At 50.8% G+C, this 16,802-nt stretch carries 12 protein-coding genes; 7 read left to right on the plus strand and 5 right to left on the minus strand.

All coding sequences use genetic code 11. From position 1 onward, the window contains the following. Positions 1-167: 167 nt before the first annotated feature. Both C8N40_RS10990 and C8N40_RS10995 read right to left on the minus strand, forming a co-directional pair. The gene (locus C8N40_RS10990) at positions 168-1,901 is read right to left on the minus strand and encodes a M3 family oligoendopeptidase (protein WP_108211829.1); all 1,734 of its coding nucleotides are present in this window, start codon (positions 1,899-1,901) and stop codon (positions 168-170) included. A 115-nt stretch (positions 1,902-2,016) separates the two neighbouring features. Then, positions 2,017-3,102: a ferredoxin--NADP reductase gene (locus C8N40_RS10995; protein WP_108211830.1), complete on the minus strand. Its 1,086-nt coding sequence runs from the start codon at positions 3,100-3,102 to the stop codon at positions 2,017-2,019. A gap of 259 nt (positions 3,103-3,361) precedes the next feature. Here C8N40_RS10995 and C8N40_RS11000 point away from each other — a divergent pair, with 259 nt between their 5' ends. The 3 genes from C8N40_RS11000 to C8N40_RS11010 all read left to right on the plus strand — a co-directional run bounded on the left by C8N40_RS11000 (position 3,362) and on the right by C8N40_RS11010 (position 5,625). Continuing rightward, positions 3,362-3,931, plus strand: a complete 570-nt coding sequence (locus tag C8N40_RS11000) for an HNH endonuclease (protein ID WP_108211831.1) — start codon at positions 3,362-3,364, stop codon at positions 3,929-3,931. A gap of 54 nt (positions 3,932-3,985) precedes the next feature. Then, a complete protein-coding gene (locus C8N40_RS11005) occupies positions 3,986-4,693 on the plus strand; it encodes a peptidoglycan DD-metalloendopeptidase family protein (RefSeq protein ID WP_108211832.1) in 708 nt (235 codons plus the stop codon). Between the two features lie 89 nt (positions 4,694-4,782). Then, positions 4,783-5,625, plus strand: coding sequence for a mechanosensitive ion channel family protein (locus C8N40_RS11010; protein WP_108211833.1), 843 nt, complete (start codon positions 4,783-4,785; stop codon positions 5,623-5,625). Between the two features lie 401 nt (positions 5,626-6,026). Here C8N40_RS11010 and C8N40_RS11015 read toward each other — a convergent pair whose 3' ends face one another. Beyond that, a complete protein-coding gene (locus C8N40_RS11015) occupies positions 6,027-7,235 on the minus strand; it encodes an ABC transporter permease (protein ID WP_108211834.1) in 1,209 nt (402 codons plus the stop codon). Between the two features lie 65 nt (positions 7,236-7,300). Here C8N40_RS11015 and C8N40_RS11020 point away from each other — a divergent pair, with 65 nt between their 5' ends. From C8N40_RS11020 to C8N40_RS11030, 3 genes are read left to right on the plus strand one after another with little or no spacing between them, the layout of a single operon-like run. After that, on the plus strand, positions 7,301-8,527 hold the full coding sequence (locus C8N40_RS11020; RefSeq protein ID WP_108211835.1) for an exo-beta-N-acetylmuramidase NamZ family protein: 1,227 nt from the start codon (positions 7,301-7,303) through the stop codon (positions 8,525-8,527). Between the two features lie 2 nt (positions 8,528-8,529). Then, entirely contained in the window at positions 8,530-9,456 is a 927-nt protein-coding gene (fmt, locus tag C8N40_RS11025; RefSeq protein ID WP_211318079.1) for a methionyl-tRNA formyltransferase, read from the plus strand. A 3-nt stretch (positions 9,457-9,459) separates the two neighbouring features. Then, positions 9,460-9,948, plus strand: coding sequence for a dihydrofolate reductase (locus C8N40_RS11030; RefSeq protein WP_108211836.1), 489 nt, complete (start codon positions 9,460-9,462; stop codon positions 9,946-9,948). A 69-nt stretch (positions 9,949-10,017) separates the two neighbouring features. Here the strand turns inward: C8N40_RS11030 and porU2 are convergent, their stop codons facing one another. Both porU2 and C8N40_RS11040 read right to left on the minus strand, forming a co-directional pair. Beyond that, the gene (gene porU2 / locus C8N40_RS11035) at positions 10,018-15,057 is read right to left on the minus strand and encodes a putative type IX secretion system sortase PorU2 (protein WP_108211837.1); all 5,040 of its coding nucleotides are present in this window, start codon (positions 15,055-15,057) and stop codon (positions 10,018-10,020) included. A gap of 25 nt (positions 15,058-15,082) precedes the next feature. Further along, entirely contained in the window at positions 15,083-16,180 is a 1,098-nt protein-coding gene (locus tag C8N40_RS11040) for a putative type IX sorting system protein PorV2 (RefSeq protein WP_245905080.1), read from the minus strand. 283 nt (positions 16,181-16,463) lie between these two features. Between C8N40_RS11040 and C8N40_RS11045 the strand changes: the two genes are divergently transcribed. Further along, complete coding sequence (locus C8N40_RS11045; RefSeq protein ID WP_092099323.1) at positions 16,464-16,802, plus strand: PadR family transcriptional regulator; 339 nt, start codon at positions 16,464-16,466, stop codon at positions 16,800-16,802.

Genomic DNA, 16,802 nt, shown 5'->3' on the forward strand with positions numbered 1-16,802 from the left:
CCAAAAGCTATGCCAGTATTAAGCTTCTGCTATACTTTGTCTTTGCCAGGAATACCACTACAAAAGTAACCCTCCGGCAATCAGCCTTATACCTGTAAAAAAAGAATCGCCCCGCTGCCAAGTAATGACAGCGGGGCGATTTATAAGTATAAACAGAGAGTCTGTATTTATAGCTTCTCCATTTCGCCGCGCACAAAATCCACCAGGCTCTTGATGTACTCGGTGCTGAAGTCGAACTTAATGCCGGCTGCCTCATACACCTCGCCGATGGAGACCGTGTAGCCCAGGCTCAGGGCGCGTTTGTAAGCCGCCAGCCCTTCGGCAGCGTTCTCCTTATAGTTCTTCCAGACAGCGATGGCGCCGAGCTGGGCCATCGCATACTCGATGTAGTAGAACGGTACCTCGTAAATGTGCAGCTGTTTCTGCCACATAAACGGCTTATACTTCTCCAGCCCCTGCCAGCTTACGGTTCTGTGGTTGAATGTCTCGAAAATGTTGAGCCATTCCTGGTGGCGCTGCTCCTGCGTTTGCTCCGGATGCTCGTAAATCCAGTGCTGGAACTTATCCACAGTGGCCACCCACGGGAAGGTTTCCAGTACGCTTTCCAGGTGCGTTTTCTTGGCGCGGCGCAGCTCGTCCTCATCCTCGAAGAAAGCATCCCAGTAATCCATGGAGATTAGCTCCATGGACATAGATGCCAGCTCTGCCACCTCTGACGGCGGATGCTTGAAGGAGTTAAGCCACAGGTCGCGGGTAAGGAAGGAATGCACCGCGTGGCCGCCTTCGTGCAGCATTGTGATCACGTCGCGCAGGCTGGAGGTAGCGTTCATAAAGATAAACGGCACCCCGATCTCATCCAGCGGGTAGTTGTAGCCACCCGGCGCCTTTCCTTTTCTCGATTCCAGGTCCAGATGTCCCATCTCGCGCATGATGGCCAGGCAGTCGCCCAGGTAGGTATCCAGCCTGTAGAACACCTGTATGGTTTTCTCCAAAAGCTCCTCCCCTTTCTTAAAGGGCTCCAGCGGTTTTTTGCCACTCGGGTCTACGTCCAGGTCCCATGGCCGGAGCGTATCCAGCCCCAGCTGTTGCTTGCGCTCTTCATCGATTTGCGTGAGCAGCGGCACGATGGTTTCCTCTATGGATGTGTGGAAGTCGAAGCAATCCTGCGGCGTGTAGTCGAAGCGGCCCATGGCGGCAAACATATAGTCGCGGAAGTTCTCAAAATCAGCGTTGGCGGCTACCTGGTGGCGCAGCTTTAACAGCTCGTCGAACAGGTTGTCCAGCTTTTCGTGATCCTGGTAGCGACGCTCCTGCACCGCGCGCCAGGCCTCTTCCCGCACCGCACGGTCTGTGCGCTTCAGACGGTCTGCGGCACGCTGCAGGGTCATTTCCTCGCCATCCAGCGTCACGGTCATGGCACCGGTAATGGCCGCGTAGTGCTGCTGCTTGGTGCTGATCTCCGTTTGCAAGGGCACGTTCTCTTCCCGGAAAATTTCCAACGCCCGCTCTACTCCCCGCAGGTAAATTTTGTACTTTTCCTTGTCGAGCCCGTTGACGTACGGCGAGTGCATCAGCTTCAGATTCAGCTCGTGGTCCAGCGGCGCAATGTTGGGCTCTATCTCCGAAACGAAGTACTGAAAAGCCTGTGTGGTTTCCTCATCCTGCGTGTTGCAGGTCATGCGGATGTAGCGCCAGCCAAGGTCCTCAGAAAGCACGCTCTCAAGCTCGCTGCGGTCATGCATCCACTGCTCCAGCTCTTCTACGTTGTTTATTGGGCGGGCTTTTAACTCCTCAAAGTATGGTTGTATAGTTTCCCATTTCTCCACCTTAAAATCCTCGGACAGGTAGGTACGCGGCAGACGCTTGGGCAGGGTAAGGTCAGTTGTTTGTTGTATTGTCATTACAGCAATGTATATTTCAGAAGTACAATATAGGCACTTCTTACGAAAGTACAAATAAATAAGCAGAACCTGGAAATGTTTCCAAAGATTCTGCTTCTGTATACGTTTTTATGGACTATCCTATCTCAATAACTACGTTAGGAGTTAGCGGATGCCCCACACAGTTAAGGGTATAGCCCTCTTCCATCTCGGCATCAGAGAGCCCCTCGCGCTCTTCCAGGTGCACCTTTCCGCTCAGGCATTTGCCGCGGCAGGCGGTGCAAAGGCCGGCCTGGCAGGAGTATGGCAGGTCGATGTCCTGCTCCAGGGCTGCCTCCAGTATGGTCTGGTCCGGCTCCACCACAAAGCTATATTCGGTGCCTTCGTAAATTACCGTCACGGTCTGGGTGGTAATCTCCCCGTCATCTTCTGATGAAACCACGGTGCCGTGCTGCTCCTGCTGTTGCTTGTCCTGCAGCTTGTTGCTCACGAAACTCTCCCGGAAAATCTGGTCTGCCGGCACATGCAGCACATTCAGCGCGTGCCGCACTTCGTCCATCATACCTTCGGGTCCGCACATAAAGTATACGCCGTTGCTTATCTTGGCCAGCTGCAGGCGCTCCAGTATCCGGATAATCATACTTTGGTTCATGCGGCCGCGGTAGTCGCAGGCCTGCCTGGGCTGGCTGTAGATGTAGACCACACGCAGGCGCTCCGGGTAATCTGCCTCCAGCTGCTGCAGCTGTTCCTTAAAGATGACGGAATCCTCGTTGCTGTTGCCGTAAAGCAGCGTCACCTTGCTGCTGGGCTCCTCGTGCAGCACCGCCTTCAGGATGGACATAAGGGGCGTGATGCCGCTGCCGGCACCGAACAGCAGCACCTGCCGCTGGTTGGTGGGGGCGCAGGTAAGGCAGAAATTACCGAGTGGCTCCATCACCTTCACCTCCTGCCCCACCTGCAGGGTGTCCAGCAGGTAGTTCGACACCAGGCCGCCCTCCACGCGCTTTACCGTTACCGACAGGCGCGGGGCCTCGTGCGGGGTGCTGCACAGGGAGTAGGAGCGGCGCACTTCCTTGCCCTCGATGGGCAGTATAAGCGTCAGGAACTGGCCGGGCTTGTAGTCTATTTTCTGTTTCTGGGGATGTTCAAAATGTATGGTGGCGGCGTCTGCCGTTTCGTGTGTAATCTCTACAACCTTCAGGTTTAGATAAGGGCTACTCATGTTAGTGTATACTTTGCTCTGATTAGTCTTGTTGTAAAACTTCTTTTGGTGCTGAAAGTTACGACAATCCCTCCTGTTACAGGAAAGTATCGTATAAATTTTAGGATGCGGGTGCCGGCTACACAATAATATTTTTGAATATTAGTTGTAAAATATATTAAAAAAAAGCTGAACTTTACCGAACGCTGCCATGGCGATGGTTCCCACCTGTGCCCATGCTTGTGTAATCAACGCATCCTTTTAACATGAAAACAACAACATGCTGTACAAACTAACGCTAAAAAACTGTGAAAAAACGGTAGTGGTGGACGACACTACTTATGACTACATCCAAAGCAATGCATACCTGCAACAAATTGAGTTTCTGAAGCACCTGCGCATCCACTCCAACGGGTATGCCTTCTTCCAGAAAAACTGGCCGCTCAAGAACGGGAAATACCGCAACGAGACCATTTATCTGCACAAGATGATTGGCGAGCAACTGCTGGACAAGCCGGAGAGCGACCTGAAGCTGTACGTGCACTTTAAAAACGGCAACAAGCTCGATTGCCGCCGCGAGAACCTGGAGTGGGCCCCGCTCTGCAAAATCGTGCGCAACACCACCAAAACCGAGAACAAGCTCGGGGTGCGCGGCGTGCACAAGGAGGCTCAGAAATACCGGGCCATCATCCACCATAACAAGCAGCGTATCAACCTGGGCACTTTCGAGACCCTGCAGGAGGCCGCCCTGGCTTACAGCAGAAAATCGGAAGAGCTCTTCGGTAAAACCAAAAGCCTGAAAACCTTCTCCAAAGTGCTGGAGGAAGAGGAGTCTGCACCATTAAGCTAATTCTGCTTAACTTGCATAAAAGGTACTTCCTTTACGTGCCTTTTATGCAAGTATATGAACGAAGAGACAACCCTTAGCGACCTATTAAAGCTTCACCGCCACACCTTCGCCCCTGTTCTGGACACTGACCTGAACGCCGACAGCGTGTGCTTACTCGACTTTTCCGAAAAAAACGAGCTGCTGCAAGAAACCGACCTGCAGGATACAGTTGCTTTCAATGCCGCCGTGGCGCAGCTGCTGCAACAGCAACAGGCCACCACAGGCGTAGGGGGTTATCTGGAGGACCGCTTTATTTACCGCCGCAGCCGCCATTTTGATGCCGAGACCCAAAGCCGCAACCTGCACCTGGGCGTGGATGTATGGCTTGCTGCCGGCACAGCAGTTTATACCCCGCTGGACGCCACCCTGCACAGCTTCCAGGATAACGACAACTTTGGCGATTACGGCCCGACCATCATCCTGCAGCATGAGCTGGAGGGGGTAAGGTTTTATACCTTGTACGGGCACCTGAGCCGCGCCTCTCTGCATGGCCTGCGAGCAGGGCAACGCTTTTCCAAAGGCGAAAAAATAGCCGAGGTGGGACCCTACCCTGAAAACGGGCATTGGCCGCCGCACTTGCACTTCCAGGTTATTGCTGACATGGGTAACAGGTATGGCGACTACCCTGGCGTGGCCACCACAGCAGAGCGAGCCAAGTATGCGCAGCTATGTCCCGACCCCAACCTGGTGCTGAACTGCCGCCACCTGCCGCCTTGCTACTGAGTTCTTAAACACGCATAATTCCCTGTAATTCGAGCCATCAACTTTAAACTCTCAACTTTAAACTCTCAACTTTTAACTCATAACAACCTATGGTACTGGATTTTGATTCTATCCGGGAGATGATCGTGAACTTTGCCGTGCTGTATGGCCTGAAACTGCTCGTAGCCATTTTCCTGCTGGTTATTGGCGCCTGGGTTATCAAGCGGCTGAAGACCTTCCTTAACAACATCATGCTGCGCAAAAGCGTTGATGAGTCGCTGCGGCCTTTCCTGCTAAGCATACTCAGCATTGCGCTGTGGGTGCTGCTGCTTGTGCTGGTTATTGCTCAGCTGGGTTTAGAGATGACCTCCTTTATTGCGGTGCTGGGCTCCGCCGGCCTGGCCATCGGCCTGGCCTTGCAGGGTAGCCTGGCAAACTTTGCCGGCGGGGTGCTCATACTTACCATCAAGCCTTTCCGGGTGGGCGATTTTATAGAGGCGCAGGGCCAGAGCGGCACCGTTCAGCAAATCAACATTTTCAACACTGTCCTGAAGACCGCTGACAACAAAACCATCTTTATCCCCAACGGCCCGCTGGCTTCTGCGGTGGTGGTCAACTATTCGGTGGAGAGCACGCGCCGCGTAGAGCTGCTCTTCACAGTATCTGTGAACAATGACATTGGCAAGGTACGCCGGTTGATAACAGAGCTGATAAGCCAGGATGAGCGTGTGCTGAAGGAGCCGGCCCCGGCTATTGTGGTTACGAATTTTGCAGAGCATTCCATTACGATAAGCACCCGCATCTGGTGCAAGCGCGAAGACTACTGGGCACTGTACTGGGACATGAATGAGCGCGCTAAGGATACTTTCGAGCGAAATGACGTCGCCCTTCCGGTGCCACGCCGCGAGGTGCTGCAGCAGAGCGGAGGCGCACCGGCCAAAGCAGCGGTTTAAGGGTTTCTCAAAGTATAAAGCAGCCTTCTCACGGCTGCTTTATACTTTGGATATGCCTCTTTATACTTTGGTTCCGGCTTTTAAAAGGCAGCTTGCAGCAGCATAAGCACAAGCGCTGCAAAAAGCCCCACAGTAGTTAGAAGCAGCACCCTGGAGTTTCCATACTTCAAAGAATAAAGGCTACTTAAGGAGAGTGTCAGAAAGATAGCACCCCAGCTAGCCGCCACTATTGTATACAACTCCGGAGACTTATAGAAGTATGGCACAGGACCTTCGTGGCAATGGGGTAACCGCTAGTTTCAACTCGCACTGCTATCCGGTACCACTCCTCCAGGTTCATCCAGCTAAGCGCAGCGGCACCTGTTAGTAAAGCAACTGCAGTAAACCTGAGTTTGCCGGTTTTAGTCAAACTTTATCGCTTTTACCGGTTTGATGCGGGCAATCATGGCGGCAGGTATAAGGATGGCCAGCATGGTCAACACCAGGGTAAGTATGTTCAGGATAAGGATGGCCGGAATGTTCCAGTTAATCGGCACGCGGTCCATGTAGTAGTTTTCCGGGTCCAGCGGAATGATCTCGAAATAGTATTGCACCGCGCAGAAGCCTATCCCGATGATGTTGCCCCACAGCAGGCCCTTGAGCGTCAGCTTGAGGCCCCTGAAGTAAAACACCTGCCTTATCTGCGCGTCGGTGGCCCCCACGGCCTTCAGCACGCCAATCATGTTTATCCTTTCAATGATCATGATAAACACCGTGGAAACCATGTTGAATGTAGCTACGAAAATAATGAGCACCAGAAAAATCACCACGTTCTTCTGCAGCAGCCGGAGCCAGTCAAACAGCTGCGCGTGGCGATCAGTGATTTTCTCGAGCTGCAAATCGTAATTCATACTTTCAAACACCTGCTCTGCGGCCTGGTCTATCTGCTCAAAATCGTGGAGCACAACCTCTACCCCGCCCACCAGCGTGTCCGGCCAGTTGTTCAGCTCCCGAATCAGCCGGATATCCCCGATCACGAAAACCTCATCGAATTCCTCCAGCCCGGTATTGTAAATGCCGGTAACCTGCAGCTTGCGGGCGCGGGGCGGGTTCTGGATAAAGTAGAAAATCGCCTCATCGCCCACACCCAGTTTTAGCTTGCTGGCTATACTCTTGCTCACCAGCACGTTCAGCGAGGCAGCCGTATCCGGGAAGGAGATCAGCTTGCCGGCCTCCAGGTTCTGCTGCATGGCGGTCATGTCATAATCCTTATCTACGCCTTTCACCACCACGCCCAGCACCTCGTCTTCTGTTTTGATAATGGCTGTTTTGCGGGCAAAGCCTTGCACTTTTTTGATACCCGGTATTTCCTCCGTCACGCCGATGTTCTGGCTGATGGGGGCGCCTTCGTAGGAATTATTGGTATCATACTTGCTGATTTGCAGGTGCGCGCCAAAGCTGAAGATCTTGTCCCGGATCTCGTTGCGGAAGCCCTCAAGTATGGCAAAAGACACAATCATGATAGCAATGCCTGCTGCTATACTTATAATTGCTATTTTTGTAACCGACTGCGTGAAGGAGCCGGCCTGTACTTCTGATATTTTATCGGATATGTATTTGGAGATGTTCACGCGTGTAAATCAGATTAACGGCCTTAAAGATAGGTATCAATTTTGACTTCTACCTTAGAAAAACGATGACAAACCCTTACCTGCTACTATCCGCATCTTTGCTGCTCGCCCTGGGCGGCTGCAACGCAAAGCAAGTTCCTGCCAACACGACTTCCGAAGTGCAGGCCACAGCCGCTGCCCCTGCTCCCGAACAAGCCCAGCCACTTAAGCTAGGTGCCGAGCAAATGGAGCTATACTTGTCCCAGCTACAGGGTAAGCGCGTTGGTATGATTGTGAACCAGACCTCGATGGTCGGTCAAACGCACCTGGTGGACACGCTCCTGAGCCGCGGAATAGAGATAAAAACAATTTTCGCCCCCGAGCACGGCTTCCGCGGGGAGGCTGACGCAGGCGCGCACATTAAGGATGGCACCGACTCCCGAACCGGCCTGCCCATCATATCGCTTTACGGCAGCAATAAAAAACCAAAGCCCGAGCAGATAAAGGACCTCGATGTGCTCCTGTTCGACATTCAGGATGTGGGCACCCGTTTCTATACGTACATCAGCACCATGCATTACGTGATGGAGGCCGCCGCCGAAAACGGCAAGGAAGTACTGGTGCTCGACAGGCCAAACCCTAACGGACACTACGTGGATGGACCTGTTTTGGAGAAGGAGCACATCTCGTTTGTAGGGATGCACCCCATTCCGATTGTGCACGGCCTGACGGTAGGCGAACTGGCGAACATGATAAACGGGCAAAAGTGGCTGGATGGCGGGCGTCAGGCAAAACTGACGGTTATCCCGATGGACAACTACGACCACAACATGCCATACAACCTGCCCGTAAGGCCTTCACCTAACTTGCCTAACGCCCAGTCTATTGCGCTGTATCCATCCATTTGCTGGTTCGAAGGTACGGATGTGAGCGTGGGCCGCGGCACCCCTACGCCGTTCCAGATCATCGGGAGCCCATATTATCAGAAAAAGGATTTCAGCTTTACGCCGGTTAGCACGCCGGGCGCCACTAACCCGCCGCATAAAGACGTCACCTGCTATGGCCTGGACCTGACAGACCCGTCGCATGCCCAGCCGTTCACACTGGCGTACCTGCTGGAGATGTACAACAACTCTACTAACAAGGAGAAGTTCTTCAACAACTTCTTTGAGAAACTGGCCGGCACATCAGACTTGCGCAAACAGGTAATTGCCGGTAAAACGGAGGCTGAGATAAGAGCCAGCTGGGAGCCTGCGCTTACCGAGTACAAAACGTTGCGTAAGCAGTACCTGCTTTACCCGGACTTTAACTAAGCATGAGAGATTTACGCATCGTGTTTATGGGTACGCCGGATTTTGCCGTGCCTACCCTGCAGACACTCGTCGAACATAAGTATAAGGTCGTAGCCGTTATCACCGCACCCGACAAACCGGCCGGCCGTGGGCAAAAGCTCAGCCAATCGCCAGTGAAGGAGTATGCCGTGGCCCAAGGAATCCCGGTACTGCAGCCGACAAACCTCAAGTCAGAGACGTTTCTGGAGGAGTTGCGAAGCTACAAGGCTAACCTGCAGATTATCGTCGCTTTCAGAATGCTGCCGGAGGCGGTTTGGGCCATGCCCGAGCTTGGTTCTTTTAATATCCATGCTTCCCTGTTGCCGCAGTACCGCGGCGCGGCGCCCATCAACTGGGCCATCATCAACGGCGAGAAAGAAACCGGCGTTACCTCCTTTTTCCTCAGGCACGAGATTGATACCGGTGACATGATTTTCCAGGAGCGCGTGCCGATACTGGACGGGGACGATTTCGGGACACTGTACGAGAAGCTGAAGTATACCGGAGCGGAGCTTGCCCTGCGAACGGTGCAGGCCATAGAGGGCGGTCAGGTGCATACGCAGCCACAGGTAGTTTCTGCCGAAACCAAGGCTGCCCCGAAGATCTTTAAGGATACCTGCCAGATTAATTGGAATCAACCTGCCGAACAGGTGCGCAACTTTGTACGCGGCCTGAGCCCCTACCCTGCTGCCTGGACCATACTGAATGGCAAGAACTTCAAGATTTTTAAGGTAGAGGCATTAGAAAGTACAGGTTATACATCCGAGCCTGGCGCCATCCATACCGATAACAAAACGTATCTGCACATACAGACAGCAGCCGGGGCCATCGCCATACTTGACCTGCAGATGGAGGGCAAAAAGCGCATGCCGGTGCAGGACCTGCTGCGCGGGTATAAATTTGACTTATAAGCTATGCTAGCCATTATAGTAGCCGCTGCAGAGAACAACGTCATCGGGAAAGACAACGACCTGATATGGCACCTGCCAGCCGATTTGAAGCATTTCAAAAGCCTGACCATGGGGCACCCGATGATCATGGGTCGCAAAACCTTTGAGGCGATTGGCAAACCGCTTCCCGGCCGAACCTCCATCATCATCACTTCCCAGAAAAACTATCAGGCGGAAGGCTGCGTGGTGGTCCATTCGCTGGAGGAGGCCATTGCTAAAGGCAAGGGGCTGGATACCGAGCAGGTGAGTATCATTGGGGGAGCGAATGTGTACAAGCAGGCATTGCCGCTGGCTGACATCGTATACCTGACGCGTGTGCATGCAAGTTTTGAGGGTGATGCTTACTTTCCGGAGTTGCCAGACGATGCGTGGCAGGTGGTAGAACAGGAACACCACGAGCCGGACGAAAAGAATAAGTATAGCTATACTTTTCTGACGCTGAAACGGAAATAGTAAAGTATAAAGTATAAAAAAGGGGCGCTGGTTTCAGCGCCCCTTTTTTATACTTTATACTTTGTGCGGCTAGCGCAGGATATAAAGCTTACCGTAGCCGTTCTTAAAGGCGCCATCGCCGAAGGTGTGGCGGTGCTTCATCTCCTCCTCGCCCCTGGTCATCACCACACGGTAGAGGTAAACCCCATTGGCCAGTTTATCACCATACATATCGGTGCCATCCCAGGCATACTCCGTTTTATTGTTACCGATGCGCAGCGGCCCAAGTTCCTCCTTCATGATTTCCTTCACCACCTTGCCCGTTACCGTCAGGATCTGGATTTTGATATTCTCCGGGATAGTGCCGCCGGTGATAGTGAAGATAAAGTTGGTTTTAGTGGAGAACGGGTTGGGGAACGGGTAAAAATTCGAGATACTCGACTCGCCCACCACCTTAAAGCCAATCTTATACGGAGAAACACCCGACTCTTTGCCAACCGCATCGGTAGCCCTTACCTGCAAAGTATAGCTGCCATCTGGCAGCTTGGCAGGTTTATACTCCAGCTTAAAGTCGTTTGTCTCCGTGGCCGGTGTGTAGGTTACTTCAGGGTTATTCACCAGGTTGATTTCCTTCTGCACCTGTTCGCCATCAATCAACACCACCGACATCTTGGACGGATCCTGTAGGAAAACATGACGGTTCTCGTCTTTCACCGTCACACTAATCAGCGGGCTCGGTGAGACAATATCTCCGTCGAGGATGTGAATGCCGTCAAAGGCCACATCCATAATCGGGTGCAACCTGGATTTCACACCGAAGTCTACCTCGTATATATTGTTAGAGTACTCCTGCTCCAGGATGAGGCGTGGGTTTACATAGAAACTTATTCTGTAATCGCCGTCCAGTTCAGAGGTGGCAAGCGTATGATTAAAATATACTGTTTCGTTTGGCCCCACCGGCTTTATTTTAAAGCGCGAGGTAGTGGAAGAAATGCCACTTCCAGAAAAGACTACCTCTACTGTAAGCGAGTCCGTAAAGGCTGTAGAAGTAACGTTTTGGAAAGCCATAGGCACCGTCAAGGTTCCCCTGCCGGCCAGTTGCGTCAGTTCTTCACTGCTTGCCTTCACCAGATCGGGCCTTATCACGCCTTCCGGAACCGGATCATACAGTATAAACCACTCCTTCAGTTGCGGCGCTGTACGCATGGTGGCATCTGACAGGAATGCTGACAGCTTCAGGTTCGGGTACTGCTTAGCATCAATGTGCGAAATATCAAAGTTCCTCGCATTTACTTCATCCACCAGCATAACTTCCTCTCCGGCAGTATTTATACCAATCAAGCTCAGCTTATACTTGTCATCCCCGCCCGCATAAGGCTTGATGTCATGATGTAGCGACCCCCATTTCAAAGCCGGACCAATTATAGTCGAAGTAATGGTTCCAGACTGACGGTGCGACTCCAGCGTTAAATTTAATTCTGCACTCTGTGCTGCTCTAGGTGTACCTCCCTCCCTCTCAGCCTCCTCTCTTGAAAAGGTCCTCTCCTGGGCGGTGCCTGGAGCTGCCCCCTTACGGCCAACAATTACAAACGGGTCACCTGTCTTTAACCCATCCACCAGTTTGGAACCAATGCTTCTAAGGGCTGCCTTCGCATCTTCCGGGAAAGCATCGAAAGGCACGTTATGCACAGACATAATGGCAACATGATATCCTTCCGGTACGGCGTCTATAAACCGTTTGATTTTAGCCCTGTTTGCTGCAGTGTTTAAGTTATTTGTATCGAATAAGTAAGGGGTAGCTCTACAGCCTGCGGTACCTCCTAAATTAGTAACCGCCTCCAACGTCACATCATTAAACACAACCATGTATAAACGGGGAATCGTGTTAGTAGTTGGATAGCCACATTGCCAGCTAATCTCCTCGTAACCATCAATATAAAGACCATATGGAGGATTGGTAAATTTAATATCCCCTCCCACCGTAATCAGGCTTAGAAATTTTCGTACTTCTTTAAATTCCCATTTACCGGTGCCCTGATCTAGTGGCTTAAAGGCTTCCGCTCTGGCCTCTGTAAACTGGCCCTTATGGCTTTGGGACCACCCTGCATCAACTTCGGGAATATGCCTGAAAGAGTTCTTAACCCATAATGTATCTTCCCCAATACTGTAGGTATTAAAACGTGCCCGCCAGAAGTACACGATGCTGTCGCTCTTGCTATTAATCAGGTTAACATCCCAGGTGGCAAAGCTAGCCTTTTCAGCAGTAGCCGATTTCCGCCAAGGGCTATTAAAGGTGGCTGATGTGTCTATCTCAAAAACAACTCCTCTGGACTCCTTTGCCACCAAAGACTGGACTGCCAGTGTAACATTCGTATTGCTGACGATACTATACTTGAGCGGGTAAACCGTTGCCAAGTTGTTTGAAGATAGGAATCTTTGATAGGTAAGCGAGTTATTATCTTCGTTTAGCTCTTCTATCAATTCAGGGCTATCTAATTTCACTTCAAAAATATTCATCCCTGCAATTGAAGGCCCCGAGTTTGGAAGCTTTATAGCAGCCCTATTCTGATTGTATATTGGTCCTATTTTAACAGAATCATAAACTGCAAACTGGTTGTCGGGGAAAGTACGCTTTACAGATAAATAGATAGAGTCCGTGATGGCTTTACCCAAGTTTTTAACATCAAACTCTAATACTATCGTATCTGCCAAGGCCGAAGCATTATTTCCCGAAGCGTCTTTCAAATAAAAGCTGTTTTCTTTGATTAAAAAATCCGGTTTCGATGGATTGTACAAGTGCACGGCAGGATCGCCTTGTAAAACGTATTCCAGCGCCATTGAAACGGCAAAGTCGCTGGTACCTCTATATTTAGCACGCTCAATTACTCTTCTGGATACCTCCTGCTGCACCTGACCAAGTGTTTTTCCCTGAAATGCCTCATCAGTAAGGCCTGCCTCATAAAATGCTACTGAGTACTCATGTAGATAATAATCATATCCCGTAGCTACGTGAGCAATAAATGCAATGGCACCTTTATCGGGCGTATTAAGCCAATCCTCTCCAAGAGACCTTTCAGTACCCATACTTGTACCTACATACGAATTGCCGATATTACACCCATTAACTAATATCACAGGATATTTGCCTTTGTTTCTATAGTTTGATGATGGTATAGACGGGTAACCAATGTTCAGATCAGTTAATCCTGGGCTACTATGCCCAAAAAAGGTTATAAGTGAGAGGCCTTCATTTACCTCTTTTGATATATCAATTGATTCAACTACATCGCTAAGGTTCTTCCTTGTTTTCTCTATCACATTAGCCCCTAACAAGGGGCCTTTAGCCATATCGGTGTAGGTTTTTATATAACGGGTGTATGTATTGATTTCCGCAGCTGACTTGCCCCCGCCTAAATGGAGAACATTTTTTCGCCATTCTACCCCTTCAGGCGCGGCATCATATTCTTTAACCTTGTTAAGGTAGTAAATTACCTCGCTTGGCGTTCGGGCAAATACACGGCCTGTAGGCATGGAGTGGACATAGTTATTATTCCTGAAGTCAGTTGAGAACATCATATCAGAGGCTGGCACCCCAAAAGTCGGCACCAAATCAAGAGAGCGTGCTGCCTTATCCCTAAAATTAACTCTATGTATTTCTATCCCACTGCCGATAATTAATAAATGCTTCTCTCTGCTAGAAGCCTTCATAAAAGAAGCAAACCTTCTGATACTATTAGAGGAGAATTCTCCAAAATGGAACTGATCTACCAAATCATCGATAAAGACAAGCAAGGTATCATACCCTCCTCCGGCAACAGAGTTGCGGTAAGCTGCATACTCTTTGGGAGCCGGCAGGCTGCTACCACCAACCTGCTTCATTAAAGCTTTATTGGTTACAATGATATAGTTATGCTTGTCAGGCTCGATATTCCTAAATGTAACAAGTGTTTTTGCAACTGGCACAAGAGGAGCATTAGAATTGGCAAGCAGCACCTTATGGCTAGATTTCTGACTGTTAATAACGAAGCCTTTACTACCATCTTTTACATGTCCTGCAATACGTACAATGTCATCTCCCATTGTAACATCATAGGCTACAGTAGAAGAGGATGCCTGTGCAAACTCATAGTATAAGGGGCCTGAGCGTAGCGAATCGGTGTAAAAATGCATAGCACTCCCTCCAAAAATACTTCGCTGAGGGTATACAAGCCGTGCATAAGCAAGTCCAACAGCTGCCAGCTTACCGTTAACAGCCTGCGGTACAAACTGAAAAGTGAACTTGCCATTTGCGATATTAAGATCGGATAACTGCAATTGATGAGTGGTTTTAGATACCCCATAATCACCATACTCAATATTACCCAATGTACGGGTTGTTGTTCCAACAACATTTACGTCGAACTTATGACTTCCAACATTAGGCCCCACTGTCACCAATTCAAGCTTTGGACTAGAACCACTTGCTTCAACATTAGATATGCCTGATAATTCGAAAGTTAATGTTTTAGCAACGGTACTTATTGTTGAGAAGAACCCCTCTCCTGCATCCATCCAGGGCATATTATTGGAGCTTTGACCATAATACCTGCCCATACTATAATTTGTGGTTCTCAGCAGCAGCGCCTTCTGCCAATGATAAGGCTCAGGCGTCAGTCCGTTGGGTGATGGGTTGACCTCACGCATGCGTTTGTTGCCTCCGGCCGGGTTCACAGTCAAGAAGTAGGCGGCGGTGTCGGTGTACATACTGTAAAGCTGGTGCACCTGATGCGCGGGGTTCTTGTAGAGTTCCTCATCCAGCGCACCGTCGTTACGCTCGCCGTAGAACTCCATGTAGTCCTGCGGGTCCAGGCGTCCGTCTGCTTCGCCGGCCACATAGATGGGGACTTCCTTTCCGCGGCGGAAGAGCTGCAGGTGTTGCGGATTTACACTTTCAAGCCCCAGCTGCTGCAGATAGGCATAGTCCAGCTTATAAAGGCCTGTCTCCACCACCTGTAGCTTGTGGTAGGTTTTGGAGTAGTCTATCCACTCGTTCCCGTATACTTGCTGTGCCTGGGTTGTGCCTGCCGTTAAGCCCGCCCATACAAGTATAACTGCCGTAAAAAATGCCTTTATGGTAAAAGTCTTATACATGTGCTGATTGCTAAAACCTTATACTTTAGTCGAATGCGTACCCAAGTGAAACGATAACGGAGGAAGTGTTGCGGCTGCCCACCGCATTGTTCTCGCTGTTATTGATGCGGGAGATGGCCAGATCCAGGTTCAGCCCCCCTGTTTTAATACCTACCCCAAAGTTGGGCTGTATGCGTTTGGCAGTGCTGCCATCAAAGTTCCGCGTTTCCTGGTAATTGTTCAGGCCGCCGCGCACGAAAACGGAGTTGGCGTAAGCCAGCTCCAGGCCAACATGCGGATCAACCGAAACCACATCGGACTTTAGCAGCACGTTGCGCTTTCCGTCAAAAGTGAAGTCGATGTCGGTGGCCAGGGTGGCCGTAAAGCTGTCTGTGAAGCGGAAGGATTTGCCCACACCAAGTATAACCCGGGGCAAAGTCAGTTCAGCTGTGTTTTCGGGTAAGTCGTTTCCTGTTTGTAGGTAAGCTTCCTCCAACTCCTCTATGTTGTGGGTCCAGGCAGTGAAGGTAGTGGTGATATCCTTGGCCATGACGCCGAACTTCCAGGCGCCGCGCTGCAGCTGTGCGCCTGCATCGATGCCAAAGCCGTAGGCATTCGCAAAGTCCCCCACGTTGCGGTAGATAATTTTGGCGCTGGCACCTAGCTGGAGGCCTTCTATCAGGTTGCTCTTGCGGGCATAGGAAAGTAGCATGGCATAATCTGCCACCGAGAAGAAACGGATACTGTCGTACTGGATGTAGCCATACTCATTTTGCAGGCGCCGGGTATCGGCAATGTCATCCACCCCCATCCGGATGAGCGACACGGCAAGGGCGCTGCTGGAGTCGAGGGGCATGGCAAAGCTGGCAAAGTCGTTCTTCACGATACCGGCAAAGAGCTCGGAGTGCATCAGGCTCACGTTATACTTGTGCGGCAGGCGCAGCAAGCCGGCCGGGTTCCAGTAGCCCGCTGTGGCATCATCGGCCAGGGCCGACTGCACATTGCCCATGCCCAGCGCCCTGCCCCCGGCTCCCAGGTTCAGGAACTCATTGCTATACTTTGGAGTGGATACCTGCGCCCAGGCCTCCGACACCGTCAGCAGCAACATCACCGCCAGCAGGCAGCGAAGCAAAAAATTATTCATCCTCGACAGTATAGGTTATATCAATCTATAAAAATTTTTTATTGCACTTACCAAAGTATGCCCCAGCGGCTCTCCCCCTCTCTTTTTGTGCCTCCTTAACACGCAGTGAGGCTTTTAAGTTGACTCCGGCCTTAATTTATTTTTGTCCAAAAATAATCATTTATATCAACAATTCAGCAGTCCTACAACCATTATAAAAAAAGGGCGTAAAGAAATTTAAACAGTACCTTGCTTTACATAGTACCTTATTATAACTTTGCCTCAACATTATAACGGAATCATCATGAAAGTAGAAAACACACAAGTGCAGATGCGGAAGGGAATTCTGGAGTTCTGCATACTGGAGATTATCTCTCGTGGTGAAGTTTATGCGTCCGACATGCTGGAAGAGCTCACAGCGGCCAAAATGATCGTTGTGGAGGGTACGCTCTACCCTCTGCTAACCCGCCTCAAAAACGCTCAGCTTCTGGAATACAACTGGGTCGAATCTACCTCAGGCCCGCCACGAAAGTATTACCGCCTCACCGATACCGGCAAAGAGTTTCTGGAGCAGCTCCGGCAAACCTGGTCCGAGCTAGTTGACTCCACAGAATTCATTATCCGAAACAAGAAAGCCCAGTAA

Source organism: Pontibacter mucosus, assembly GCF_003054055.1.
Lineage (GTDB): Bacteria > Bacteroidota > Bacteroidia > Cytophagales > Hymenobacteraceae > Pontibacter > Pontibacter mucosus.